The sequence below is a fragment of the Hymenobacter swuensis DY53 genome (assembly GCF_000576555.1).
Taxonomy (GTDB): domain Bacteria; phylum Bacteroidota; class Bacteroidia; order Cytophagales; family Hymenobacteraceae; genus Hymenobacter; species Hymenobacter swuensis.
Map to the genome: position 1 here is coordinate 1,808,859 of NZ_CP007145.1, position 24,725 is coordinate 1,833,583.

Annotated in this window: 21 protein-coding genes; 13 read left to right on the plus strand and 8 right to left on the minus strand. The window is 61.0% G+C overall.

The window, feature by feature from the left end; translation table 11 throughout:
* Positions 1–23: 23 nt before the first annotated feature.
* Positions 24–854 carry an ABC transporter permease gene (locus HSW_RS09150; protein WP_044001688.1) on the minus strand — a complete coding sequence of 277 codons (831 nt, stop codon included), beginning with the start codon at positions 852–854 and terminating at the stop codon, positions 24–26.
* A gap of 173 nt (positions 855–1,027) precedes the next feature.
* Here HSW_RS09150 and HSW_RS09155 point away from each other — a divergent pair, with 173 nt between their 5' ends.
* Positions 1,028–1,981 (plus strand): UbiA family prenyltransferase, encoded by a 954-nt coding sequence (locus HSW_RS09155; RefSeq protein ID WP_044001690.1) that lies wholly within the window; start codon positions 1,028–1,030, stop codon positions 1,979–1,981.
* Positions 1,982–2,127: 146 nt separating this feature from the next.
* Here HSW_RS09155 and HSW_RS09160 read toward each other — a convergent pair whose 3' ends face one another.
* The 3 genes from HSW_RS09160 to HSW_RS09170 form a co-directional block, all read right to left on the minus strand.
* Positions 2,128–2,862, minus strand: a complete 735-nt coding sequence (locus tag HSW_RS09160) for a YebC/PmpR family DNA-binding transcriptional regulator (RefSeq protein WP_044001692.1) — start codon at positions 2,860–2,862, stop codon at positions 2,128–2,130.
* Positions 2,863–2,973: 111 nt separating this feature from the next.
* Positions 2,974–3,420 carry a hypothetical protein gene (locus tag HSW_RS09165; protein ID WP_197031980.1) on the minus strand — a complete coding sequence of 149 codons (447 nt, stop codon included), beginning with the start codon at positions 3,418–3,420 and terminating at the stop codon, positions 2,974–2,976.
* Between the two features lie 219 nt (positions 3,421–3,639).
* Positions 3,640–4,065, minus strand: a complete 426-nt coding sequence (locus tag HSW_RS09170; protein ID WP_044001694.1) for a SpoIIAA family protein — start codon at positions 4,063–4,065, stop codon at positions 3,640–3,642.
* 151 nt (positions 4,066–4,216) lie between these two features.
* Between HSW_RS09170 and HSW_RS09175 the strand changes: the two genes are divergently transcribed.
* Positions 4,217–5,128, plus strand: a complete 912-nt coding sequence (locus HSW_RS09175) for an arginase family protein (protein ID WP_044001695.1) — start codon at positions 4,217–4,219, stop codon at positions 5,126–5,128.
* Positions 5,129–5,157: 29 nt separating this feature from the next.
* On the plus strand, positions 5,158–6,042 hold the full coding sequence (locus HSW_RS09180; protein WP_044001697.1) for a DUF4097 family beta strand repeat-containing protein: 885 nt from the start codon (positions 5,158–5,160) through the stop codon (positions 6,040–6,042).
* A 177-nt stretch (positions 6,043–6,219) separates the two neighbouring features.
* On the opposite strand, the gene HSW_RS09185 is transcribed toward HSW_RS09180, so the two are convergent.
* Positions 6,220–7,209: an MBL fold metallo-hydrolase gene (locus HSW_RS09185; protein ID WP_052346282.1), complete on the minus strand. Its 990-nt coding sequence runs from the start codon at positions 7,207–7,209 to the stop codon at positions 6,220–6,222.
* A gap of 195 nt (positions 7,210–7,404) precedes the next feature.
* Here HSW_RS09185 and HSW_RS09190 point away from each other — a divergent pair, with 195 nt between their 5' ends.
* Positions 7,405–7,911 (plus strand): cupin domain-containing protein, encoded by a 507-nt coding sequence (locus HSW_RS09190; protein WP_044001698.1) that lies wholly within the window; start codon positions 7,405–7,407, stop codon positions 7,909–7,911.
* 112 nt (positions 7,912–8,023) lie between these two features.
* On the opposite strand, the gene HSW_RS09195 is transcribed toward HSW_RS09190, so the two are convergent.
* A complete protein-coding gene (locus HSW_RS09195) occupies positions 8,024–9,754 on the minus strand; it encodes a hypothetical protein (protein ID WP_052346283.1) in 1,731 nt (576 codons plus the stop codon).
* A gap of 417 nt (positions 9,755–10,171) precedes the next feature.
* Here HSW_RS09195 and HSW_RS09205 point away from each other — a divergent pair, with 417 nt between their 5' ends.
* The gene (locus tag HSW_RS09205; RefSeq protein WP_044001701.1) at positions 10,172–11,050 is read left to right on the plus strand and encodes an alpha/beta hydrolase; all 879 of its coding nucleotides are present in this window, start codon (positions 10,172–10,174) and stop codon (positions 11,048–11,050) included.
* A gap of 149 nt (positions 11,051–11,199) precedes the next feature.
* The gene (locus HSW_RS09210; protein ID WP_044001702.1) at positions 11,200–11,568 is read left to right on the plus strand and encodes a DoxX family protein; all 369 of its coding nucleotides are present in this window, start codon (positions 11,200–11,202) and stop codon (positions 11,566–11,568) included.
* Positions 11,569–11,604: 36 nt separating this feature from the next.
* Here the strand turns inward: HSW_RS09210 and HSW_RS09215 are convergent, their stop codons facing one another.
* Positions 11,605–12,624: a J domain-containing protein gene (locus HSW_RS09215; protein WP_044001703.1), complete on the minus strand. Its 1,020-nt coding sequence runs from the start codon at positions 12,622–12,624 to the stop codon at positions 11,605–11,607.
* Positions 12,625–12,843: 219 nt separating this feature from the next.
* Between HSW_RS09215 and HSW_RS09220 the strand changes: the two genes are divergently transcribed.
* The 3 genes from HSW_RS09220 to HSW_RS09230 are packed head-to-tail and all read left to right on the plus strand — an operon-like array spanning position 12,844 to position 17,481.
* Positions 12,844–14,130 (plus strand): hypothetical protein, encoded by a 1,287-nt coding sequence (locus HSW_RS09220; protein ID WP_044001704.1) that lies wholly within the window; start codon positions 12,844–12,846, stop codon positions 14,128–14,130.
* Positions 14,127–16,577 (plus strand): hypothetical protein, encoded by a 2,451-nt coding sequence (locus tag HSW_RS09225; RefSeq protein ID WP_155832896.1) that lies wholly within the window; start codon positions 14,127–14,129, stop codon positions 16,575–16,577. Before HSW_RS09220 ends, HSW_RS09225 begins: the two co-directional genes overlap by 4 nt.
* Positions 16,578–16,581: 4 nt before the next feature.
* The gene (locus HSW_RS09230; RefSeq protein WP_044001706.1) at positions 16,582–17,481 is read left to right on the plus strand and encodes a hypothetical protein; all 900 of its coding nucleotides are present in this window, start codon (positions 16,582–16,584) and stop codon (positions 17,479–17,481) included.
* Positions 17,482–17,638: 157 nt separating this feature from the next.
* Here the strand turns inward: HSW_RS09230 and HSW_RS09235 are convergent, their stop codons facing one another.
* Positions 17,639–18,541 carry a histone deacetylase family protein gene (locus HSW_RS09235; RefSeq protein WP_044001707.1) on the minus strand — a complete coding sequence of 301 codons (903 nt, stop codon included), beginning with the start codon at positions 18,539–18,541 and terminating at the stop codon, positions 17,639–17,641.
* Positions 18,542–18,790: 249 nt separating this feature from the next.
* On the opposite strand from HSW_RS09235, the gene HSW_RS09240 reads away from it, so the two are divergent.
* From HSW_RS09240 to HSW_RS09255, 4 genes are all read left to right on the plus strand, one after another.
* Positions 18,791–19,798, plus strand: a complete 1,008-nt coding sequence (locus tag HSW_RS09240) for a Kelch repeat-containing protein (protein WP_044001708.1) — start codon at positions 18,791–18,793, stop codon at positions 19,796–19,798.
* Positions 19,799–19,850: 52 nt separating this feature from the next.
* On the plus strand, positions 19,851–21,119 hold the full coding sequence (locus HSW_RS09245; protein ID WP_044001709.1) for a DUF4270 family protein: 1,269 nt from the start codon (positions 19,851–19,853) through the stop codon (positions 21,117–21,119).
* 100 nt (positions 21,120–21,219) lie between these two features.
* Positions 21,220–24,210, plus strand: a complete 2,991-nt coding sequence (locus HSW_RS22710) for a PAS domain-containing protein (protein WP_052346284.1) — start codon at positions 21,220–21,222, stop codon at positions 24,208–24,210.
* Between the two features lie 27 nt (positions 24,211–24,237).
* Positions 24,238–24,648 (plus strand): response regulator, encoded by a 411-nt coding sequence (locus tag HSW_RS09255; RefSeq protein WP_044001710.1) that lies wholly within the window; start codon positions 24,238–24,240, stop codon positions 24,646–24,648.
* The last annotated feature ends 77 nt before the right edge of the window (positions 24,649–24,725 follow it).

Sequence of the window (24,725 nt, forward strand, 5' to 3'; positions counted from 1 at the left end):
AATGAAAGTAAGCAGACTATGACTTAGAGGCGGGCTATCAGGTGCGGCTGGGCCAGGCGGTAGGCCAGCCAGCCCAGCAGCACGCTGGCCCCGGCCAGTCCTACTACCGGCCAGAAACCGGGCGTGGGCTGAAGCTGACCGGTTAGCAGCCAGTTGCGAGTAGTCGTGAGCAGGGGCGTTACTGGGTTCAGGCTGAGCACGGACGCGTAGCGCGTGGGCACAACGTACACGACTGGCGTTATCAGAAACCACATGTTGATCAGCAGGCCCAGGGCGTTGGCTACGTCGCTGTACAGCAGCCCGAGCAGGGCAATGACCCAACCCAGGCCCAGGCCCAGGCCCAGCAGGCCCGCCAAACCCAGTGGGACCCACAGCAACGTCAGGTGCCAGCCAACATCATACCACCACATAACGACCCCCAATACCAGCAGGCGTACCAGCAGGTTAAATACTACCACGCCCATCCCCGCCACTACAAATGCCTCGTGGGGTACCCGCACCTTAGCTAAGGTAGCGCGCACGGCGGTAAGCTGCTGCAGCGGGCTATTGAGCATTTCCACAAACCCCTGCCAGAGGAAAATACCCGTCAAGACAAACAGGGGCAAAGGAACCGTAGGCTGCTTGCCCTGGAGCAGGTTGGCTTTGCTCAGCAGGGTCCAGGTCAGGGCCAAGAACAGGGGCGGGGCCAGCAGCCAGAGGTAGCCCAGCACACTTTGCCGGTACTGCACCCGCAGGTTGCGCACGAATAATTGGCGGCCGACCCGCAGCACTGCCCGCACATCGTCCCCAATGGCTTGCCCAAAAGCGTGCGGATCAGCCAGCGGGGATGATGAATTATAGATTATTTCCCTCATTTTTGTTCGCAAAATACAAGTCTTCCTTCACAGTCGAGGCTGTTTTCCAGGCCATATCGACCGGGGATGCAGCTCATCGGCCTTATTTTCAGATGACCGCATCTTTATTTATTCGTCGATTGGCCACTGTTGCCCGTGTTACAGAGTGGTGGGGATACAAATTTGCACCAATTATGGCTATTTGTTTTGCCTCCGTGCTGCTGACAAATAGCTCAATTTGGCTGGTAAGTAGTCAACTGCTGCTGTTGCTGCTGGCGCTTACGGTGGCAGCCACCTACGTGAGCTTGCTCAACGACTGGACCGACCGCGCCGATGATGCCCGGGCAGGAAAGGCTAACGGCTTAGCCCATACTTCGGGTGGGCGCGTTGCGCTGCTACTTGGGGTATGCCTGCTGGCCGGCGCTGGGTTTGGCTGGTATTTTTGGCGTATCAGCCCGGTGGTGACGGGACTCTACCTGGGTACCTGGGTCGTATTCACGGCTTACTCGCTGCCGCCCGTGCGGCTGAAAGGCCGGGCCTTGGCCGGTGTATTGGCCGATGCCGCCGGCGCGCACTTCTTTCCACAGCTCACAGGTGTTACACTAATGGCCGCCAGCCTGCACCAGCACCTGCCGCTCCTGTGGCTGGGGGGCGTGGGCGTGTGGGCATTGGCCTGCGGTATGCGGAACATTATCTGGCACCAACTCAGCGACGCCACCAACGACGCGGAAGCCGGCATGAACACCTTTGTAACGCGTTTTGGGGCCTCAACTGTCCGGCGCGTGGTAGAGTGGGTGGTATTTCCGGTAGAAGTGGCGGCGCTGCTGGTACTGTTGAGCGTGAGTGGCCGCGTAGCTCCCCTGGTGGGCCTGGTGCTCTACGTGGGGCTGACCTTAATTCGGTACTACCGCTGGAAAATGACCCTAACGGTAGTACAACCCCAATTTCATTCTCACGTGCTGCTCAACGAGTATTACGAAGTATTCCTGCCGCTTTCCTTGCTGCTAGCGGCCTGGTGGCACCAGCCTGCCGATGCCTTAGTCCTGCTAGGGTTTGGGGTGCTGTTTGGGCCTACCCTTTGGCGCACTGTGCGCCTGTTTGGCCGGGCTGCTTGGTGGCTCACCGGGCAGCGGTGGCCTACCGGGTAGTTTATCGGCACAACGGGTAGGCAAGACGTGATAACGCTGGATTCACCACCAAACGAAAAGCGGGCTGCCCCAACCGGAGCAGCCCGCTTTTACATACATCGGCTACAGAATTCGACTAACCGGGCGAATCCGGTTGACTCCGTGAGTTAGCCCAGCGTGTGGTACACGGCCTGCACGTCGTCGTCCTCTTCAAACTTCTCGATGAGGTTCATTACTTCGTCCAGCTGGTCGCCTTCGAGGTGCACTGTGGTGTTGGCCACGCGTTGCAGCTGGGCCGATACCACGTTCAGGCCTTTCTCCTCCAGGGCTTTCTGCATCTGGCCGAAGTCGGTAAATGCCGTTTCTACCACGATGTAATCTTTCACGCTGCCGTGCTCGTCCTCTTCCTGGTCGGCGTACACGTCCTCGGCGCCGGCGTCAATGAGTTCCAACTCCAAATCGTCGAGGTCGAGGCCTTCAGCAGCCAGCTTGAACACGCCCTTGCGCGTAAAAGTGTAGTCAGAGGAGCCGGCGGTGCCCAGGGCGCCGTTGCCCCGGTTGAAGTACATGCGCACGTTGGCCACGGTGCGGGTGGGATTGTCAGTGGCGGTTTCGATGACGATGGCCACGCCGTGGGGCGCGTAACCCTCATACACCACTTCGGTATAGTCTTTCTCCTCCTTGCTGCTGGCGCGCTTGATGGCGGCTTCCACCCGGTCTTTGGGCATGTTCACGCCCTTGGCATTCTGCATGGCGGTGCGCAGGCGGGAGTTGGTATCGGGGTTGGCCCCCGATTCCTTCACGGCCATTACAATTTCCCGGCCGATGCGGGTAAAGTCTTTGGACATCCGGTCCCAGCGCTTCATTTTGCGGCCTTTACGGAATTCAAACGCGCGTCCCATCTATCAGTGAATTGGTGAAGTGGTGAATTTGTGAGTGGCCCAGGCGGCGCGGGTGGGGCCGAAAGGGGCCGCAAGTTAGCAGAAAGGCCGGCGGGGCGCAATGCACCCTGGTTATTGCGCCCGCAACGTGTAGATACTCTGGTTGCCGGCCGGATACCCCTCCAGCGTGATAGTGAGCAGCTTGCCGGTGAGGCGGAAGGTGCCCGCATCGGTGCGGTTAGTACCACTCGGGTCGGGGTGGGTAAAGGTGATGCGACCGGGGGTAAGGCTGAACCGGCCCTCCTGGTCGAAGTGCTGGGTGGTGCCGTTGGCGGCCAGTAGCAAGCTTTTTTGGTAGGTGCCGTCGGGGCGGAGCGTGAGGGTACCGCCCACTCCTTTAGCCGATAACGGCTTAGGACTGGTGCCTTTATCAAGAATGGAATAAGTCAGGTAAGTATAGGTGGTAAAGAACGGGGCCGCCGGCCTGGCGTTGGCCGGCCGGGCCTGGGCGTGGCATTGGGGCTGGGTCAGTACCAGTAGCACCACGAGCAGCGGAACCGGAAAGAGTAGTTTCATCATGAAAGGTAAGCCGCCCGCTGCAAAAAGCCGGCGGCTGCGGTCGACCGGGCTGTGTGGCTGGTAAGCGAAAAGCCTCTTGTGTCGACTACCGCGGAGCATCTCGCATACTAAACGTGCCATGCCGTCGATTACTAGTGCATGCCGGGCCTATGTGCTGCCGACACAGCACATAGGCCTTAGCTGAAGCATCAGGTTTCACTGTCTAAGTGCCTCCAGCAGCTACGCGGCAGCCGGAGGCGTTTGGGAAAGCAGCCAAGCATAAGCAGCGTCCTGCTCGTCGAAGTCAAAAATCCAGACTTCCAGACCTTGCACGTGCGGTAGGGTGGAGGCAACCGAGTGGCGGGAGGGCCAGTCCATTGCGTTGATCCAGGCAACGGCCCGAATACCCCGCTTTCCTAACTCGAAGGCAAAAACCTGCCCTACCCATTCGCCGGCTTTCCACCAGTCGCCGTACACTTCGCTGCTGTCATTGAGCATCAGGGAGCAGCGCGTGTGGCAGATGTGAGCCAGAATATGCTCGCAGCCGGTCCGTGCCGATTTGGCGTCGTATTGGCCCCGCCAGGTTACCCGTAGCAGTTGCAGCCGAGGTTCGTGCAGAATCAGGAGCGTGGGCGTGTCAAGTAGTACTGTTTCAAGAATCGGCATAGCAGCGGGCGAATAGAAACGGTAGTGTAATACTTACTGTCTGCGGTGTATAAAGTTGCCAAAGCTTGGTAGTAACCAACTGCCGAAGAATGAAAACTGCGCCAACAGATATAGGTAGTCTGGTACGTCGGATTTCGTCCTACATTTGGGCATGCCCACCTTTGTTCGTGACCTGATTCGCCCGGCCGGGCAGCTTCCCGAAGCCGATGTGTGCTTGGTTGGTCTGCCCCTGGATTTTGGCACCGTGCTGGAAGGCGGCCGGGCCGGGGCTGCTAATGCTCCCGAGGCCATCCGGCGGGAGCTGCGCCGCTACCACAAAACCTATAATCTGGAGCACAACGTGCGTCTCGACGGCCTGCGCATTGCCGATGCCGGTAACCTGGACCTGCGCCACCCCGACCACGCCACCAACCACCAGATCATCCGGAGCGAGCTGACGCGCCTGCTCAACCAGTACCCGCGCGTGGTAGTATTGGGCGGCTCCCACGATGGCACTTACAGCACTGTGCGCGGCCTGCGCGACGCCACCGGCAGCCAGTCGGTGGGCGGTATCAACCTGGATGCCCACGCCGACGTGAAGGACCGTCCGCTTATCAGCAGCGGAACGTCGTTTGGACGGCTGCTGCGCGAAGGGGTGCTGGCCGGGGAGCGGTTCACCGAAATCGGTCTGCACTCCAACCTCAACACCTGGGAGGATATCGACTTTCTGCACCAACAACAGGCCCGACTGGTGCCGCTGGCCCATGTGCAACAGGATGGCATGCCCGAGTATATGACGCGCGCCCTGCGGCACGCCACCGCCGCCGGCCCGGCCTTTGTGAGCTTCGACATGGATAGCTGTGCCGAGGCGTACGCGCCCGCCGTGAGTGCGCCCAGCGCCGATGGCCTGACGCCGCGCCAAGCTGCCCAGGCCGCGTTTATGGCCGGCAAAGAGCCCGAAGTGCTGCTGTTTGAGCTGATGGAGCTGAATCCGCTGTTTGATCGGGACAACCAAACGGCCCGGCTTGCGGCCACCATCCTTACAGCCTACCTCACCGGTGTGGCCGCTTCCCTCGATACCTGATTACCCGCGCCTGTTTTTAATCTTCTGCCATGAAAACCCGCTTGCTTTTCCTGCTGCTGCTGCTGACCACCTGGCCGGCTGCCGCCCAGAAAATGCCCGCTCGTCCTGCCCCGGCCAAAGTACCGGCCGGCCCGGCTTTTACCATTACCTGCGCCGATCAGAAATCGGCCAGTGCGCTGCAGAAACTCTACTGCGAAACCCGGGACCTGACGCTGCCCGCGCCGCCCACCGGTACAGCCCTCACGGTGGATGCGCGCGTAAACGGCGGCCTCACGGTGCGTGGCTATGGCGGCAGTACCGTACGCGTGCGGGCCCGGGTAACGGGCCGGGCGGCCACGCCGGAATCTGCCAAAGCCCTGGCCGCCGCCGTACGTATAACGTCAGAGAACAACACTGTGCGGGCCGGCCGGGCCAATGAGTCGCTGGATGGATGGGCGGTAGACTACGAGGTATTTGTGCCCTCCCGGACCGATCTGGTGCTGAAGGCGGTGAATGGCGGCATCACGCTGGAAAACGTGGAAGGCAGGCTGCGTTTCGATACTACCAACGGCGGGCTGGTACTCACCGGCATCAACGGCGACGCGCGTGGCCAGACCGTCAACGGCAGCGTAACCATTGCCCTGACTGGCCCGGTCTGGGTCGGCCCAGGGCTCGATGTAAATACTACCAACGGCAGCGTAAACTGGGAACTGCCTGCTACCTATGCTGCTACGGTGCTGGCCCGCACTACCCACGGCAAAGTAACGGCCAGGCTGAACACCAAGCGCAAAAGCGTTATGCCACATAACTTGGTGGCCACGCTGGGCAAAGGTGGAGCCCAGCTGAAAGCCAGCACCGTACACGGTAGCGTGGAGGTAAAGCAGCCAGCCGAAACCGTCCCTGTCGTGCCCGGCGACTCTATAGATACAGAATAAGTTAGCTGGTAATGGCGCGAGCTTTACAGGTCGCGTCTCCGTGCTGACACCACTGCTTAGCGGTATCAATTGCAAAGCCTTCGTTACCGCTGGCTGATCTGAAAAAGTCCTGAATACATGCAAAAAGCCTCCCAGCTAGTAACTGAGAGGCTTTTTGCTGAATACGGTTGCACAGATTTACCGCACTACTTCTTCGGTCCGTTCCCGCTTGGGCTCGGCGGCCACGGGACGCGGGTATTCGTTCTGCTTGCGCTTCTGGTACCGCTTCACCAGCAGGGCGGCTCCTACCAGTGCCCCGAGGCCGGCCGCGGTTATGGCAAACTTGGCGCGGATGGGGTCGTGTGGCGCCGGGGGCAGGTAGGCCACGCCGTTTTCATCGGTGCGGGCAGGGTGCTGCACGTAACGGCCGCGCACGGGAATTTTAAACTCGTCGGCCAGCTTCTGCAGGCCCTCGGCCGCCTGCGGGCCGCTGATAACCGGGCCGTGGCCGCAGCCAATGGCCTCGGGCCGCAACGCCGCCAGTGTCCGGATGGATTCGCCCACCTGCTGCCAGTTGTAGTTGAATGGTGCGCCCGCCACGCTGATTTTCGGAAGTTGCAGCAGCAGTTCCGGTACCGATTCGTGGTTGGCGGTGGCAAAAGCATCGGCCCCCAGCAGTGTCCGGTCCTTCTCGCGGAACAGGGCTACCTGGCCGGGCGCGTGGCCGGGTACGTGCAGCCACTGCCAGTCAGGTAGGAAGGGCGGGTCGGTGTCATTGGCCGGTAAATGCTGCACGTAGTCGCTGAGTTGAAACGACTGGGGCGGGAAGAACCGGGCCACAAAAGCCAACGAGCCGCCTCCGGCTACCGTGGGGTCGGCGGGCGGATACACGGCTTTGGCGGTAAGGAACGGCAATTCCAGCGGGTGCGCCAGCACTGGTACCTTCCAGTGCTCGGCCAGGGCCTGGGCCGAGCCCGAGTGGTCCATGTGGCCGTGGGTCAGGATGATGGCCTCTGGGTGGGTGCCGGGGTAGAACAGCTTATCGGCGGCGGCAATAATGGACTTCTCCGAACCGGGCAGGCCGGTATCCACCAGTACCCACTCGCCGGGCGTTCCGGTTTCTACGAAATAGACATTGACAAAACGCTGAATAGAGAGCTGGTGGACCCCAGCGGCTACTTTTTCCATGGGTTCGGGGATAGATGAAAAGGATACGGGTAGTACGCGGACCGGGCCAATAAGATATGCCCGGCTTATGAGTGTGTTCCGCAAAATTGTCGGTTTGAAGTAGATCAGAAAAGCACGCCAATTGCTACATTGAGCCGACGTAGCGGCCCGCCGTGGTTACGCGTATCTGTCACTTGCCTTCCGAATTTCTCTTGTATGGTATCTACTCCCGAATCCAAAACGGCCTTATTCGAGCAGACCGAACGTCATTTGCTGCAACAGGGATTCCGCATTGAGCGCAAAGACGAAGCCCGGCCCTGGGGCGGCTTTTTCGTGCTCGATGAAACCCAGGCTCAGCAGTTTGCCAACAACTACTTCGACGGGCTGGCAGTAGAAGACCTGCGGATTTCGGGCAAGCTCAGCCCCAAGATTCTGCTGGTAGCTCCGCACCAGCGCCTAAGCTGGCAGTACCACCACCGTCGCGCCGAAATCTGGCGCGTGGTGAGCGGCACCGTAGGCGTCATTACCAGCTCCACCGACGAGGAAGGCCCCTTGAAAACCTATGGCCCCGGCGAGCAAATCATACTGCAGCAGGGCGAGCGGCACCGCCTCATCGGCCTCGACGGCTGGGGCCAGATTGCCGAAATCTGGCAGCACACCGACGCCGCCTACCCCTCCGACGAAGACGACATTGTGCGTGTGCAGGACGACTTCGGCCGCTAGCATCAAGGATTCGCACGGATTGTATGGACGGTACTGTGCTGCTTCCGTTGGTTATACCGAAACGAAAAGAGGCTTGAAGCCTCTTTTCGTTTCGGTAAGTGGAGAACCGGTGCTACTCCGCTACCAAGGCCGTGCGCAGATCCTGCAGCAGTTGGGCTACGCCGGCTTCTTCGCCTGCGGAGCCAAGGTGGACGCGTAGGGTGCGGCGGTTGTAGTTGTGCAGGGCCTCCAGGTCGCCGGCGGCCTGGGCGTTCTGGAACGTGCCGAAAGTGTAGGGGCGGCCGGGCAGGGGCAGGTCCTGGGCGTGGTCGGTGGTGAGCTGCAGGAACAGGCCGGTATCGGGGCCACCTTTGTGGTACTGGCCAGTGGAGTGCAGGAAGCGGGGGCCGTAGCCGGAAGCCGTGGCAATGTGTAGGCGCTGCTGCACCAAGGCACGCAACTCGTTCAACTCGGTGTTAAGAGCCGGCGTTTCCATCAGGTAGGCCTGAATGCAGAGGAAGTTATCGGCACCAGCCTGCTGGAAGAAGGCTTTGAGCACATCGGCTGCGTTGGAGCCGGTTACGCTGGTGTAGTAGCTGAGGCCGTTTTCTTCCAACGCGGGCGTGCTGGTCTGGGGCAGCGCGCCGCGTTCCACCACCACTTTCATGAGCTGGTCGGTGGCGGTTTTGGCGGCCTGTACGTTGGGCTGGTCGAAGGGGTTGATCCGGAGTACGGCGCTGGCTACGGCCGTGGCCACTTCCCAACGGAAAAACTCGGCCCCCAGGTCCAGCGCATCGCGCAGCAGGATGGTAATAACCGGGTGGCCGGCGGCCTCCAGAGCAGCTACTTTGCGGCGGTTTTCTTCGTCAGGCTGGTTTTCGAAGCCTACGTACACGAACACGCGGTCCGAGCCGTACACCTCGGGGCCGCTGAGCGGGTCGCCGGCTACGGGCAGGATGCCTTTGCCTTCCTTGCCAGTGCTTTCGGCAATGAGCTGCTCCAGCCACAGGCCCAAGTCGGTGAGGTTCTCGGGCACTACCAGCGTCAGCTTGTCGCGGCCCTGCTCAGCCAGCACGCCCAGCGCCACGCCCAACTCCAGGCCGGGGTTGTGGGCTACGTCGCCTGCCGAGCCGGTGGCGCGCATCATCTCAATGGCGCGTTCCAGCAGGGTGTTGATGTCGATGCCGTAAAGGGCAGCGGGCACTAGGCCGAAGTAGGAGAGGGCCGAGAACCGGCCACCTACCTCGGCGAAGTTCAGGAAGATGCGGCGGTAGCCCTCGGCCGTAGCCTGGGTCACGAACTTGGAGCCCGGGTCGGTAATGGCCACGAAGTTCTCGCCGGCTTTGTCGCCCTTCAGTTCCTTGAGGCGGGCGTAAAAGTAGTCGCCGAACGCCAGTGGCTCGGCCGTAGTACCCGATTTGCTGGCCACCACAAACAGCGTTTCGGGCAGGGAAACGGCCTCCTCAATCTCGCGCACTGAGCCGGGGTTGGTGGTGTCGAGCACCAGCAGGGGCAGGCCATCGGCACTTTTCTCAAAGGCCTGCTTGAACACGATGGGCGTCATCGTGCTGCCGCCCATGCCCATTACCACCACATGCGTAAAGCCGGCGGCGCGCACTTCCCGGGCAAACTGCTGAATTTCTTCCACGTGGGGCAACATGGTTTCGGCCACGCGCAGCCAGCCCATAAAGCTGCGTACGCTCTGCTGGGCCTCGGCGTCTTGTACCCACAGGTCGGCCTGTTTCTGCCAGAAACCAGCGGTGAAGTTGCGGGCGTTGAAATCGGCAAGTCTGGCCGATACGGCAGCCTGGTACTGGCCCAACTGCACGGTCATGGCGGGGATGGAGAAGGAAGAGGTATCCATACTATTCGGGTTCACAAAATGACGGTTGAAAAGGCGACTGGTAGCGCAACGTCCTGCAGGAAAGTTTTGCTATACGCCGCGCTGCGCCTGCGCCGACCGGAGCCGGGCGGTCGGGCAAAGGTAGAGAAGTCGGTACATACGTGCCCTATGCTGTGTATTGTTCGTTTTCAGCCGAAACGGCGAGCTGAAAACCCGATTTCCCGGTCAGCCATTCAGTGGCGGAGGATATTCCGCCCGCAGCTGCCACTCCGGCGGCCGGGTGCGCCCCACGCATCCGCCAGGCAAGGGCCCCGGCAGCGTTGCTGAAAAACGGAGTTCCGTAGTGCAGGAACTGGCAGCCGAATTGCTTCACCAATTGAAAAGCCTAATTCGGGCCGGGATGACGGTCTTTCGCGCGTAGCAGCGGATATTTGCGGCATGCCTACTATTTCTCCGTCCCCGGTTGTCAGTCTGCCTCCGGCCATTAAGCTGCTGCGACTGAAGTTTCGGGTGCTGGCGGCGGTTTCCACGGAATGGGCCTTCGGGGAGGCTTGGAAGCTGTTCACCACGCCCCGGCGGCTCCCCGAAAAGCACTGGGAAGCGGCGGCGCTGGCTGCGGCCCGGCCGTTCACGGTAGCTACCAAAACCGGTTCGGTAACCGCCTATGAGTGGAACCCGGCCGGTGAGCGCACGGTGCTGCTGGTGCACGGCTGGGAGCACCGGGCCAGTTTCTGGGGCGTGTTGGCCCGGGAACTGGTGGCGGCGGGCTTCCGGGTGGTGGCTCTGGATGGGCCGGCACACGGGACGTCGGAGGGCCGCCGCACTACGCTGCCCAACTTTGCCCGCGCCGTGCAGGCCGTAGCCGATGCGCTGGACGACGTGTACGCTGTGGTGGCTCACTCGCTAGGCGGGGCGGCCACGGTGGGCGTGCCGGTGCAGTTCAACCAGGCCCGAACCGGCCGGCTGCCACGCCTGGTGCTGCTGGCGGTGCCGGGCAGCACGGCGGCTGTGGCGCAGCGTTTTGCCGGGCTATTGCAGCTGCCGCCGGCCGTGGTGGCCCGCATCAACCGGTACGTGCAGGAGCAGCACGGCCGCGACGCCGAGAGCTTCAGCCTGATTCAGGTGGGCCGCCAGTTCCCGGCCGACCGCGCCCTGCTGCTCCACGACCATAACGACGCCAGTATTCCCTTCGCGGAAGCTGAGGAAATTGCCGCCAACTGGCCCGGCCTCGATTTTCGGGCCACCGCCGGCCTGGGCCACAACCAGATTATGCGCGACCCGGCGGTATTGCGGCAGGTGGTGGCCTTCATGGAATAGGCAGTGGGGAAGCAGATGAGCAGCGCCGTGGGCCGTAGCGGTAATCCGTCCGGATTGAGCCACACAGTGGTGCGTTGCATATAGTTGATAAGCTCTATATTTCAGGGATTTGTATAGGCACCCCGTCACTACACCCAACTCCCTTCCTCATGACTACTTCTACCCGCAACGTCGTTGCCTGGATTTTGCAAGGGCTGCTGGCCCTGGCATTCATTGCTTCCGGAGGCAACAAATTCCTGAATCTGGCGGCCACCGTTGAGTCGTTCGGGAAGCTGGGCTTGCCCGGTGTGCTGGCATACGTGGTAGCCGCCGCCGAAGTGCTGGGTGGTATCGGGCTGTTGATACCGCGCTTTGTGCGTCCGGCGGCCCTAGGCCTGATGTTGATTATGGTAGGCGCGGTGGTGATGCACGCCACTAGGATTCCGGGTGGTTTGGCTGGTGGGATGCCAGCCCTGGCTCTGCTGGTGTTACTGGGCGTGGTGTTCTGGTTGCGCCAGCTAGCTCCAGCAGCGCGCTAACGGCACCTAGTTGGCCGAAATGCGGCCGTGGCATGCTTATACCGTGGTGTGCCCTTCGGCAGCCAGCTCCCGTAGCAACTGCCGCAATCCAGCCGGCTCCTGCACCACCTGCGTAACGTGCTGAAGGTACTCGGCCTCGGCGCGCAGGTGGCGCTTGAGCTGGCGGATTTCCTGCTCACGCTTCTTGCCGGTGCTGCCGCTGAAGCCATTTTCGCCGTATTTCAGCTCGTTGAGCTGCTGCTTTAGTTCCTGCTGTTGCTGCTGTAGCGCCTGGGTGTAGCGGCCGAGCACAGTATCGTCGGCGGCCGACGCGGGGGCAGTTTCGGAGAGCAGTTGGAGCAGCGTGTACAGGTCATTGGTTTCGTAGGCCTCCGTGATGCGCTGCATCAGCTGGGTGCGGTGCTGCTGCGCGGCTTCGTCCTGCACCAGGTCGGGGTGATGGGCGCGGGCCAGCTGGCGGTAGAGGGTTTTGGTGTTGGAAAGCAACTGCTGCTCCTGGTCGCGGGCGGCCTGGGTGGCAGCTTCCTCGGCTTTCTGCTGCTTGGTTTTGCGCCGGGTGCGGGCCGCCTGGGCCGCCTGCTCGTGGGGCGGCAGGGTTGGGTCGAGAGCCTCAGCGGTGGGTTCGGCAACTTTCACCGCAGGCTGTTCGTCGTCATCGTCCACCCGGCGGCGGGGCGCGTATTTGCGCAGCACCTCGGCCGCATCTTCCCCGAAGCGGTTCTGCAGGGAATGGGCGTTGCCCACGATGAGGGCGGTAATCTGCTGCTCTTCCAGCCGGCTGAAATAACCCAGCAGCAAGGCCTCTTCCAAAGGCACAAACAGCGTCTGTCGAGCTTTTACCACGGTTTCGGCGGCGGGGCCAACCTGCTGCCAGTAGCGGCGGCGTGCCTCGGCTTGCTCCTGTTGCAGCTCCCGCAGCCGGTGGCGCAGTCCTTCTACCTGCGCCACCGCCTCCCGAAACGCCCGCTGTGTCGGGGTGCCCGGGGCTTCTGCCGGGGCCGGCGTGGGGAGTTGGTTAGCGGCGGGCAAATCGGTGAGCGGGTTGTGCAGATTCATAGGTGCAAAGGTAAGGAAGAGGGAAAGAGGAGAAGGCTACTTTGTCCCGCAAGACTACTCGGTGCTGCTGGTCAGCTGGCCAGAGTGTACTGCTGCCTACAATGCTTGGTTAACGGTAATTTTTACTATTCCGGGAAATAAAAGCAGCCTGTAGGGTTTGGGTTATTCTCTACCTTACCGCTTCCTTTTCCATCATTCACCACACTACTTCCTATCCTCATGTCGTCGATTACCTCTGCCACGCAACAGCTGCCGTTGGGCGATGCTGCATTTTCCCTCGTGCCACCCGATGGTATTATTGTTCCGCTGCAGCCCTTATCTACCGAGCTGCGGGCCCTTATTAAAAGTCATGATCTGGTTATCAGTGAGGAAGGACTGTTAAAGGCGAATGATGAGCCTAGGCCAACCTCAAAATTTGTCATCTTCTCCTCTGATTTCATCAACCTGCAGCTGGCCACCGTTACCGCGCTGGCGTTGCCTATTGCGCTGGCCGATTTCGACACCCAGTATGGAAGTTTCACCAGCAGAGACAAAGTGGTGGGCTGCGTTCAGGCGCTGAAAGACCTGAACGCCCACTGCGCCAAATTCGGGAACCCAGCCAAGCTGGCCGCCGAAATTACCAAGCTGGCCACGGGCGACAAACCCGCCACGCTCTACGGGCAGATTGTGTGGCTCTCGCAACGCATTGCCAACGCGGCGGAAACCTTCACCTTCACCTACAAGGAACTGCAGGAGGCGCTCAAAGAAACGGACGATGAGGAGGAGCGCTATGATATGCTGAAATCATTGCTGCTGGGCAGCGGCAAACGCGGCCTGATAAAAACGGCCGAAACCATAGGCAAGGAAACTGTTGCGCTGCGCGCTGCTTTGCTGAAGTACAATGAAGAGATGGCCGTAGTAAAAGCCCCCATTGATACGTACTTCAGCAAGCAGTCCGATATCTACAAAGAAGCGGAAAAGGCCAACAAGGATATTGCCGAAAAGCTGACCCAAAAACAGGCGCTGCTGGAAAGCACACGCTCCGCTTATGTTGATTTGGTAGCGGCGGCTACAGCCAGTTCCGTGGGGCTGTTTATTATCAGTGGCGGAATGCTCTGGCCGCTGTCGGCCGTGGCCGGCGGGGTACTCGGCGACCTAGCCGAGAAAGCCCGGAAGCGAGCCAATGAGATAGAGGCCGAAATTGGCAGCCTGAGCGCGGAAACCCGGAAAAAGGCGCGCCTCGTTACCGATATCGGCTCTCTGAACCAAGCCCTGACGCCGCTGGATAAGTACCTCAAAGCCGTCTGCAAGAGCCTGGAAGACATTGCCGGCGTCTGGAACGATGTCACGTTCCGGCTGCATAAAATAGTGGAGGAAACTTCGCCGGAAGCTCTCAAAGACCTGGATACATACGAGCAGCGGACTAATATTCGGGTGGCCCAGGAGAAGTGGAAGAAAACGGCCGAGAAAACCTACGACTTCACTTCCAAGGCCTTCATCACCGTGCAAAGCAACTCCCAGGTATGAGCGCTACTTCCTCATTAACAACGGTGGGCACCGAACTGCTCACCAGTCCGAGTGGCTTCGATTTCGTGCAGTGTATCCCCGATCAGGCCATTATCATTGCCCGCCTGCACATCCGGGCCAGCGAAGTAAGCGCGCTCATCCGGCAACTGGACCCCCAGGAGCTTACCAAAGCGTCGCCGCTCTACATTTTCGTCGATACGTTTGTGCCCGACGTGCAGCTCTACGACGCGCCGCTTACCAACATTGTGGCGCGGGTAATAGATGTGGGCACCCCAATGAAGCCACTCATCATGCCCGCAAAATCCAGCATCGGTGAGGCTACGCTGCTAATCCTCACGCAGGAAATTCGTGGTAGCGGCGACCAGCCATCCATCAAGGCAAGTCCCAGCGGTGGTACCTACGCGTTGCCGATGTCGTTCAACACGGTAAAAACGCCCCAGCTGATTTCGAGCGTGGTGGATGGGAAAGAGTTTACCGTCACGGTAACTACCGAGCCGATGCGCATCAAGGCCATTGCGCGTAAACCCCACGTCTGGAACATGCTAAAGGCCCAGTTTGCCCGGGCTGCTGAGCTGCTGGAGGTGCCGGCCCAGCGGGCCGAAGGGGTATCCATCCTGAAATGGGTGGTGGGCTGCACCCACACGCTGGGCACGGCCGGCGGCGCATTGGGTCCCGAAGCCACGCAGCTCAACTACCAGGCAACGGCCCTGGTACTGCTGGCCAGTGGCGACGGAGCGGCCCGCTCGGTGCCGGTCTGGAGCGAAGCTTATCTCCAAACCCGCATTACCGACTTGCTGTCGGTGCTGCAGGGTTATGAAAACAAGATCCAGAGCCTGGAAATCCGCTCGGATGTGCAGCAAACTGTGGAGTCGTTGGCGGCGGCGCTGCGCGACGTGGCCGGGGCCGATGAGCAGGCACTGGCCACGGCCGCCCGGCTCAATCAGGAGGAAATTGACGCCGCCTGGAAGCAGTACGGCGAGCTAAGCTGGGCCTATGAGCTGCAGGAGCACACCGTACGGCTGGCTTTTCTGCAGTTTAAAGCCGGCCTGGATATGGCCTCTACCATGCGCACGCTAACGACCGTGCTGGAAATTGTGGGCGTGGCCGTGCAGTTGGGTGCCGCCTACTTCGGAGCTGGCGTGCCCGACCCGAACGCGGCGGCGGCCTCGGCGGCCAAAGCGGAATCGAAGGCCGTTGACCTAGCCCGTTCGTCGGCCTCGGCCATCGAGAAAATGGCCTTGGATATCGTGAAAAAAAACCTGGTAGAGCAGGTGATGAAGTTGAAAACCGCCCTGGAGCACTCGGCCAAGATTGGCAAGGCGGCGGCGGAAGCAGGCAAGAAAGCCTTGGATATCTCGAAGGCCCAGACGCTGGAAGAACGCAACACCATTGCGCTGCCGGATTTGGCCGAAATTGGCGCCATCGACCCGGAGCTGGACTGGAACATCTTTATCACTCGCACCGAGCTGACGCTGCACGATAGCATGCACGGCGGCAGCGGCAAGGACGGGGCCGCGCCCGTTGCCGGAGCCAAAGAGTACTACATGAGCCTGTACACGCTCACAGAGTATGGCAAAGCCCTGAGCCTGAAATCAGTGGCTTTGGCGCGTCTGCAGGCCCGGAGCCTGGAAATAGCGGCCCAGCGCAACGCCGCCCGGTTTGCCATGGCCCGCTGGGACAAGCTGCAGCGGGAAGCCAAAACCCTGGAAGAGAAGATTAGCCTCTGCAAGTCGTTGCTGCTGGAAGCGGCCATCAACACGAAACGCTCCCTGCTGGTTATAGCGGAAGGCTACCGCGCCGCTTACGCCTACAATTACCTGGTGGAGCCGCCCATGAAGCTCCGGCTAAGCATGGACTATAATGCCCTCAATGAGGAGTTCAAGTCCATCAAGCGCGACATTGAGCAGCTTTTCGCTAAGCCCCGCCTGGATCAGGAGGTGGAAACGGGCTTCTTCGAAATTCCGGTGGTGCGGGCTTCTTCCTTAGTGCCCGATACCGGCAATTACGCCCAGCTTTCGGTGCTGCCGGGGCAAAAGCCCCGCCTCAGCTGGTCAACGCCGCTTAACGCCCCACCTTTTGATACCTGGCTAAGCGAAGGACAACGGTCGGCGTATTTTATTACGGAAGCTTGGTTTTACCTGAAGGGTGCCCAGCCCAGCTCGAAAGGAGTTATCAGCCTGCGGGTGGCTACAACCGGCCGCTATGAAAACGGCTACGGCGGCTCGCCTTCGGCCCACTTCATCTCGCAAGGCATGGGCCTTAACTTCGGATATGAAGCCAACGAAAAGCCGTTTACGCGCTGGCGGCCCATCGGCGTGAGCAAGGATAACTACATGATGCCAAGCCCCTTCACTAACTGGCTGGCCACCATTGAGCAAGCCGGCGACCTGTCGGGCCTCACGGCCATCCGGATGAAGCTGTTGCTCACGCGCCGGGACCTGGACTAGCGGCATGATGGTATTTACTCCCAATCCGGAGCTTGATCTGCTGCCGCCCGTTGAGCAGATACAAGCCGCCCTAGCGGCCTGGCATCCGCGCGCTAAAGCCGTGGCGGCGTACGTGAACGACCTGCAGGCCCTGGCCACGGGCGCGTACGACGTGACGCTGGAGGGCATGACCGTGCATCTGCCCGACCCGTTCGAGCAATTCCCGGCCACGCGCGCGGCCCTGCAACGTGCCCAAAGCCGGGCCGGCACGTACTGGGCCGGCAATACCCTGCTGATGCGTTGGGCCACGGAATTCCTGCAGTTCAACTCCTCCTTCTCGGGCATTAGCACCCGCATTCTGGCCATTTACGGGCAGCTGGGGAAGGCGCCCCCAACGGTCGGGCAGCGGCAGGAAATCCTCGCTCTGTTCACCCAGCTCATCACGGAGCTGGACAAGAATCAGCAGCTGCTCGTGGCGGCGGCCCAGGCCTACGGGGCGGCTCTGCCGTTGCTGGCCGAGGACAAGGATAGCCTTGGGGCCGAAGTGGCCGGTATAACAGCGGCCACCGACTCATTCGAAAAAAAACTGTTGGACCTGATTCTCAAATACACTTTGTCGCCGCTGGGGCCGGGGCTGGCCCGCATTGCCGGGCAGGCCGGGCACCTTCAACTCGACCAGCTGCGGCGGACGGGGGCGGCGCTGCGGCAGGTAGTAGCAGAATGCACGCAGGCCCACCAAGCCGTAGCCCAGCTGACCGGCGAGCTGGCCACCACCCTGGGCCGGTTCCGGGGCCTGGCCGACGCGCTGGAAACCGCCCAAGAAGCCGAGTTTACGCATCGGCTGCAACAGATGCAGTTCAACATTGCCCAGCGCCAGTGGCAAAGCGTGTATGATGCCGTATTCAAGCTGCTGACTTCTCCGTAAGAGGGCGTGACTGTCGCACAAAAAAGCCCTGACGCATTGCGTTAGGGCTTTTTTGTGGGAAAGCAGGTTGGAATGCAAGGCCGAGTATATGGCGCATCAAGCCAGAACGAAGCATCCCGCGAGAGGCTTCCTGGCATCAGCCTGATGTTCCGGTAACTCACCCAAACAGCTCATATGCCACCCGAAACGTGTTGCAGTGCGCATCCACGATGTCGCGGAGCTGCTCGGAGTAGCCGCCGCCCATGCTCACGGCCACGGGTAGGCCGGCTGTGCGGCATAGGTTCAGCACGTATTCGTCGCGCTGCCGACAGCCGGCTTGGGTGAGGGCCAGTTTGCCCAGCTTGTCGGTAGCTAGTACGTCCACGCCGGCCTGGTAGAAGATGAAATCAGGTTGCACTTCCGCCAGAAGCCGGGGTAGCGTATCGCGTAGAATGCGCAGATACGTTGCGTCGTCGGTGCCCAGCTCCAGCGCAATATCCAGGTCTGACTGCTCCTTGCGCAACGGGTAGTTGGCCCCGGCGTGCATGCTGAAGGTGAACACGCGTGGCTCCTGTCGGAAAATGCTGGCCGTGCCGTCGCCCTGGTGTACGTCGAGGTCCACCACCAGCACCTGGCGGGCCAACTGATGATGAAGCAGATGAGCGGCAGCCACGGCAATGTCGTTGAGCACGCAAAATCCCTCGCCCCGGTCCCGGAACGCGTGGTGGGTGCCGCCAGCCAGGCTCAGTCCGATACCGTCCTGCAACGCCCGCCGGGCCGATTCTACGGTGCCGGCCACGCTGCTTAAGGAGCGGCGCACCAGCTCGGGGCTTTGGGGCAAACCCAGGCGGCGCACTTCGGCAGCGGAGAGCTGCAGGTCACGCACCCGCTGCCAGTACTCAGCAGAATGTACGCGTAAAACGTCCTCTTCCGCCGCAAAGCCGGGGTCATAAAAATCGGAGGGAGCGGCAATGCCCTGCCACAGCAGTTGCTCCTGAATGAGGGCGTACTTGGCAATGGGGAAGCGGTGGCCGTTGGGCAGGCTGATGCTGTAGCGGGCGGAGGAGGCGAGACAGGGCATAGAACAGGGGCAGAACGCAGGGCCTGGGCCGGAAGTTTTTTCATTTTTTCAGCCCTCTGCGAAAAAAATGCGCGGGCAAACTGCCGATAAAAAGCCGGAAGTGGTCTGTGATATCAGGCCGTTGGTAGAGTACAGGTCGGGCCCGGGAGTAGGTAAAACCAACTCTGCCGGGCTTGCGGGCCATTTCTGGGTGCAACCTACTGCCGTCGGCGCGGGCTCTCCCCAGCAAAACCAACCTATTCTTTCCCCATGAAACACCCTCGGGTACTACTCTGGCTGCTCCTGCTACTCACCTGGAATTTCGCCCTGACTTCCTGCTCCAACGACGACGACGACACGACGGAGGAAGTGCTGGGCGACTGGACCACCCGTTCCCAGTTCGAAGGGCTGGCTCGAAACGCGGCTGTCAGCTTCACGCTCAACGGCAAAGCCTATGTGGGCCTCGGCACCGATGGCGTGGACCGGTTCAAAGACTTCTGGGAATACACGCCCGCCACTAACACCTGGCGGCAGCTGGCCGATTTCCCCGGCGTGGGACGCATTCAGGCCGTGGCGTTTGCGGCCGGCGGTAAAGGCTACGTGGGTACCGGCTACGATGGCGTGAACAAGCTGCGTGACTTCTGGCAGTACGACCCCACTACCAACACCTGGACCCGAAAGGCCGATTTTGGCGGGACGGCCCGCTACGGCGCGGTGGCCCTCAGCTTGGAGGATAAAGGCTACGTGGGTACTGGCTACGATGGTAACTTCAAGAAGGACTTCTGGCAGTACGACCCCACGGCCGACCAATGGACGCAGAAGCCCAGCTTCGGGGGCAACAAGCGGGTAGGGGCCGTGGCCTTTACGCTGCACGAAAGCGGCTACATTCTGGCTGGCACCGACAATGACCTCATGCTGACGGATATGTGGTCATACAGCCCCGCCACCGAGCAATGGACGGAGCGCCGTGCCCTCGTCAGCAATACCGACGAGGACTACGATTACAGCAACGTGCCGCGCAGCGCGGCCTCGGCTTTTGTGGTGAACAACCGGGGCTTTGTGGCCTTAGGCACCAACGGCGGCTACCTGACTTCGTGCTGGGAATACAACCCCGACGAGGATACCTGGAAAGTAAAAACGGCGTTTGAGGGCTCGGCCCGCATTCAGGCCGTGGGCTTCGGGCTGGGCGACTATGGCTACCTGGGCCTGGGCACCACTGGCACTACCCGTCTGGATGATTTCTGGCAGCTGGCTCCCGACGCGGAAGATGCAGACTAAGTGGCCATACTCATTAGGCAGGCGGCTCCGGGGAGCTGCCTGCCGGCTAGCCTTGCTCATCGGGCTGCCTGTGTTGCTCAGCAGCTGTGAGCTGAGCGAAGACGTAGTGGGCGACGTTCCCGCCGCAGCCGTAACAGGCACGATATATATTGATACGCTCACGGTACGCATGTCCACGGTACTGGTCGATTCGGTGCCGACTTCGACCAGCAGCTACCTGATGGTGGGCCAGTACCAGGATGCACGCCTGGGCACCATCACGGCCCGCAGCTACCTGCGCCTGGGCCTGGCCGGCGGGTTCACGCCGGAAGCCGGCGCGCAGTTCGATTCGCTGGTGCTGGTGCTGCCCACCGACAGCTACCGCTACGGCGACACCACGCAGGTGCAGCACTTGCAAGTTCATCGGCTTACGGAGGCGTTGCGGCCCGCCAATACCTACTATGCTTTCAACTCCCGGGCCTATGAGGCTGCGCCGCTGGCAACGCGTCCGTTCCGGGCCCGTCCCAACCTCAGCTCCATCCGGGTCCGGCTCGCCGATGCGCTGGGTCGGGAGCTGCTGCAGGCCGGTTTGAGTCGGCAGTTGTCTTCCACGGATGAGCTGGCTGAGCGGCTGCCGGGGCTGGCTCTCATGCCCTCCGCCGCCGACAACGGCGCTCTGCTCCGGCTGGCGGCCACCTCCGAAAGCATGGTGCTGCAGCTGTTTTATCACTATTCCTCGGCCCCCGACAACGGACAGGTATTCGACTTTACGGCCGTGGCCGGTAGCCGGCATTTTTACCAGGTGCAGGCCGACCGGCGGAGTACGCTGCTCAGCACCCTCGCCACTACCCGGCACGCCATTTCCAGCACCCATACCGCCGCCGAAACCTACATTGAGGGAGTCCTGGGCCTGCAGACCAAGCTTGAAATTCCGTATCTGCTCAACCTGAATGAGCTGGGTGGTACCTGGGTGCTGAACGCGGCCACGCTCACGCTGGAAACGGTAGCGGGCAGCGAAAACCGGTTCCTGCCGCCTCCGGCCACCCTCACGGCCCAGGCCACTAACCGGGGCAACCAATCTGGGGAATTTCTGGCCTCCACGGCTGGCACGCAACTGCTGGGTACCTACCAGACCGGCGTATCCGCGCACACCAACCTGGAACAGGGGAGCTACACGTTCCTGCTGCAGCAGTATTGTGAAGCAGTGCTGAAACATACTATGTCTAACACGGGCATGTTGCTGGCTCCTGCTACCCTCGATACCCCGGAGCGCGTAGTGCTGGGGGCGCCTAGCAGTACCAATCCGCCCCGGCTGGGCGTCTATCTGACGCGGGTGCAGTAGCCGGCCGCTCCCTCAATGGCTTTAGCGGATTCCGGTCGGGTTGCGTAAGGCGGAAAGCAAAGTGCATACCTTCGCTTTCCGCCTTACTTCCTGTGCCCGCATGACTTCTTCGGTTTCCTCACTCGCGCCTACGCTGGCGGCCAGTCATGATCTGTTACAGAAGCTGCTGGACGTATCGTTGACGGGGGTTATTCTGTTTCAGCCGGTATACGCGCCAGCTACCTCTGCGCTTGTTGACTTTGCTTACCTGGAACTGAATCCGGCGGCCCAACGGATGCTGAGCCTACCGGCACACCCCACCGAAACGTTCCTGACGTATTATCCGCACGCCCAGGAGGCTGGCATTTTTGCCTTTTACCACGACGCGTTTCTGGCTGATCAGCTCCGTCGGGAGCAGTTCTATTATCAACAAGACGGACTGGATAATTACTTTGACCTCTCCGCTCAACGCAGCGGAGACTTGTTGATAGTAAGCTTTACAGACAACGCCAGCCAGGACCGCAGTGCCGTGGAGCAGGTTCTGCGCGAAAGCCGAGCCCGCGAGCAGGCCGCCCGCGCCGAGGCAGAGCGGGAGCGGCAGTTGCTGCAGGCCCTGCTCACGCAAGCTCCAGTAGCCATTGGCCTGTTTCAGGGGGATGAGCTGCGTATCACTACAATCAACGAGAAGCTGGCTCAGCAGCTGGGCCGACCACTTGAGCAACTGCTGGGCCAGCCGTTGCTCACGGCCCTGCCGGAGTTGCAAGGTCAGGGCTTCGATGACTTGCTGCGGCAGGTGCTCACTACCCGGGTTCCGGTAACCGGTACCGAAACCCCGGCCACTATGCTGCGCGATGGGCAGCTGCAGACTTCTTACTACAACTTTGTTTATCAGCCCCTCTACGATGTGCAGGGTAAGGTGCTGGGAGTAATTGATGTAGCCGTGGAAGTGACCGAACAGGTGCGGGCCCGCCGCGAGGTAGAAGAGCTGAACCAGCAGCTGGAAAGCCGCGTACAAGAGCGTACCCGCCAGCTCCAACAGCAGCAGCAGCTTCTCAGCCAGATTCTGGGCCAGGTGCCGGCGGCCGTTGCCACGCTCACTGGCCCCGAGCATCGGTTTTCCTTCGTCAACGACTTGTACCAAGGGCTGATCGGGAAGCGGGCCGTGCTGGGCCAGACGGTGGCCGAATCATTACCGGAAGTGGTGGCCCAGGGCATTATTGAGCTGCTGGATGAGGTGTACGTTACGGGCCAGCCGTTTATTGGTCGGGAAATTGCCCTGCAGCTCTATGATGACACGCTGGGTGAGCTGCGGCAGCGGTACGTGAATTTCGTGTACCAGCCTTTGCACAGGACACCGGCCGGCGATACGAACATGCTGGTATTTGCCGTGGATGTAACTGACCAAGTGGTGGCCCGCCAGCAGGTGCAGCAACTCAATGAGGAGCTGGAAGCCCGGGTACAGGAGCGCACTCGTGAAGCCCAGGCTGCTCGTACCGAGGCCGAGCGGCAGCGTGGCGAGCTGCAACGCGTCTTCGAGCAGGCTCCCACCGCCATTGCCGTGTACCGGGGGCCTAACTACATCATCGAGTTGGCTAATCCCACCGTGTGCCGGCTGTGGGGCCGCACCCAGGAGCAGATTGTGGGCCGGGGCCTATTTGAGGCATTACCCGAAGTGGCCGGTATGGGCTACGAGGAACTGCTGGACGGCGTAATGGCTACCGGCGTGCCTTACGTGGCCCACGCCATGGAGGCCGTGCACGAGCGGGAAGGCCGCCGCGACACCGTGTATTGGGACTTTGTGTATGTACCCATGTACGAAGCCGATGGCAGCATTTACGGGGCTATGGTGGTGGCTACTGAGGTAACCGAGCAGGTGCGGGCGCGCCAGGAAGTAGAGCAGCTGAACCAGCAGCTGGAAACCCGCGTGCAGGAACGCACCCAGCAGTTGGAGCTACAGCAGGGGCTGTTGCGCCAGATTCTGGGCCAGGTGCCGGCCTGCATTGCCACGCTCACCGGCCCCGCTCACCGGTACACCTTTTTCAATGAGCCCTATCAGCAGTTTACCGGTAACCGGACTGTGATGGGGGCGGCCGTGGCCGAAGTGTTGCCGGAGCTGGTGGATCAAGGTTTCGTGGGCCTACTCGATGAGGTGTACGCCACCGGCCGGCCTTTCATCGGTTCCGACAGGGCCGTGCGGCTGCTGGATCCGCAGACTGGGCAACGGCAGGAGCGGTACGTGGATTTCGTGTACCAGCCGTTGTTTGATAAGGCAGATCAGCCCCAGGGTATTCTGGCCTTTATTGTCGATGTGACCGATAAGGTCGGGGCCCGCCGGCAGGTGCAGAACCTCAACGAGGAGCTGGCCGCCATCAACGCGGAAATGCAGGCTACTAACGAAGAGCTGAATGCCACCAACGCCCGCCTTATCCGCACCAATACTGACTTGGATACGTTCGTGTACACAGCCTCACACGACCTGAAAGCACCCATTGCCAACATTGAAGGCCTGCTGGATACCCTGCGCGACTATCTGCCCGCCATCGGCTCCGAGCCTATGATACCGCGCCTGTTGGATATGATGCAGGGAGCCGTGGCCCGCTTTCAGCAAACCGTGGGGCATCTGACCGACGTATCGCGCCTACAGTATGGCAACACGCAGCCCATCGAAGCCGTGGACTTGAGGGCTATGGTAGAGGATGTGCGCCTGGATCTGGCTCCATTAGTAGCCGCCACCCGCGCCCGGGTGTTACTTGATCTTGATGCCTGTCCAATCGTTTACTTTACCCCGAAGGATCTGCGCAGCATCGTGTACAACCTGCTCAGTAATGCGCTCAAATACCACGCTCCTGAGCGGGAGCCTATTGTGCAGGTACGGGCCCACTGCTCGGCCAGCCAGGTGTTCCTGGAAGTGGCTGACAACGGTCTGGGCCTGGATGAGCAGCAGCAACGCAAGCTGTTTGTGCTGTTCCGGCGGCTGCATAACCACGTCGAGGGCTCGGGCGTAGGCCTGTACATGGTGAAACGCATTGTGGAAAATGCCGGTGGCACTATCACGGTGCAAAGTCAGGCCGGCACGGGTTCCCGCTTTCTGGTAACGCTGCCCCGCTCGTAATTCCCTTCATCCTTTATTTTTCAGTACATGGAAAAGCTTCCCCATATCCTGCTGGTTGACGACGACGACACGACCAACTTTCTCAACGAGCATATGCTCCGCAAACTCAACGTGACCGATCAGGTGCAGATAGCCCACGACGGCCGCGAGGCGCTGGCTCTGCTTACCCAGCCGCCCCCGTACATGCCCACCTTGATGCTGCTGGACGTGAGCATGCCCGGCATGGATGGCATTGAGTTTCTGGAAGCCTATATGCGCCTGCCTCAGGCCCAGCAGGATGCTACCATCATCGTGATGCTCACTACCTCCATGGACTCCTCCGACTTGGCCCGCATTGACGAGCTGCCCATCAAGGGGCTGGTCAGTAAGCCCCTTAGCCGGGAAAAGATAGACATGCTGCTTCAACTGCACTTCCAGCGCCAGCTGCCCGGCGAGTAATCTGGAAAAGAATGAAAACCGAAAACGCCCTCCGCATGCAGCGGAGGGCGTTTCTTGTAATACAGCAGCGCCGGCGG

Bases quoted from the DNA above. Each gene is read 5' to 3' on its own strand.
- HSW_RS09150 (WP_044001688.1), bottom strand. From the start codon at position 854: ATGAGGGAAATAATCTATAATTCATCATCCCCGCTGGCTGATCCGCAC.
- HSW_RS09175 (WP_044001695.1), top strand. From the start codon at position 4,217: ATGCCCACCTTTGTTCGTGACCTGATTCGCCCGGCCGGGCAGCTTCCC.
- HSW_RS22710 (WP_052346284.1), top strand. From the start codon at position 21,220: ATGACTTCTTCGGTTTCCTCACTCGCGCCTACGCTGGCGGCCAGTCAT.
- HSW_RS09165 (WP_197031980.1), bottom strand. From the start codon at position 3,420: ATGATGAAACTACTCTTTCCGGTTCCGCTGCTCGTGGTGCTACTGGTA.
- HSW_RS09155 (WP_044001690.1), top strand. From the start codon at position 1,028: ATGGCTATTTGTTTTGCCTCCGTGCTGCTGACAAATAGCTCAATTTGG.
- HSW_RS09225 (WP_155832896.1), top strand. From the start codon at position 14,127: ATGAGCGCTACTTCCTCATTAACAACGGTGGGCACCGAACTGCTCACC.
- HSW_RS09185 (WP_052346282.1), bottom strand. From the start codon at position 7,209: ATGGAAAAAGTAGCCGCTGGGGTCCACCAGCTCTCTATTCAGCGTTTT.
- HSW_RS09180 (WP_044001697.1), top strand. From the start codon at position 5,158: ATGAAAACCCGCTTGCTTTTCCTGCTGCTGCTGCTGACCACCTGGCCG.
- HSW_RS09195 (WP_052346283.1), bottom strand. From the start codon at position 9,754: ATGGATACCTCTTCCTTCTCCATCCCCGCCATGACCGTGCAGTTGGGC.
- HSW_RS09220 (WP_044001704.1), top strand. From the start codon at position 12,844: ATGTCGTCGATTACCTCTGCCACGCAACAGCTGCCGTTGGGCGATGCT.
- HSW_RS09210 (WP_044001702.1), top strand. From the start codon at position 11,200: ATGACTACTTCTACCCGCAACGTCGTTGCCTGGATTTTGCAAGGGCTG.
- HSW_RS09255 (WP_044001710.1), top strand. From the start codon at position 24,238: ATGGAAAAGCTTCCCCATATCCTGCTGGTTGACGACGACGACACGACC.
- HSW_RS09205 (WP_044001701.1), top strand. From the start codon at position 10,172: ATGCCTACTATTTCTCCGTCCCCGGTTGTCAGTCTGCCTCCGGCCATT.
- HSW_RS09215 (WP_044001703.1), bottom strand. From the start codon at position 12,624: ATGAATCTGCACAACCCGCTCACCGATTTGCCCGCCGCTAACCAACTC.
- HSW_RS09170 (WP_044001694.1), bottom strand. From the start codon at position 4,065: ATGCCGATTCTTGAAACAGTACTACTTGACACGCCCACGCTCCTGATT.
- HSW_RS09230 (WP_044001706.1), top strand. From the start codon at position 16,582: ATGATGGTATTTACTCCCAATCCGGAGCTTGATCTGCTGCCGCCCGTT.
- HSW_RS09160 (WP_044001692.1), bottom strand. From the start codon at position 2,862: ATGGGACGCGCGTTTGAATTCCGTAAAGGCCGCAAAATGAAGCGCTGG.
- HSW_RS09190 (WP_044001698.1), top strand. From the start codon at position 7,405: ATGGTATCTACTCCCGAATCCAAAACGGCCTTATTCGAGCAGACCGAA.
- HSW_RS09240 (WP_044001708.1), top strand. From the start codon at position 18,791: ATGAAACACCCTCGGGTACTACTCTGGCTGCTCCTGCTACTCACCTGG.
- HSW_RS09235 (WP_044001707.1), bottom strand. From the start codon at position 18,541: ATGCCCTGTCTCGCCTCCTCCGCCCGCTACAGCATCAGCCTGCCCAAC.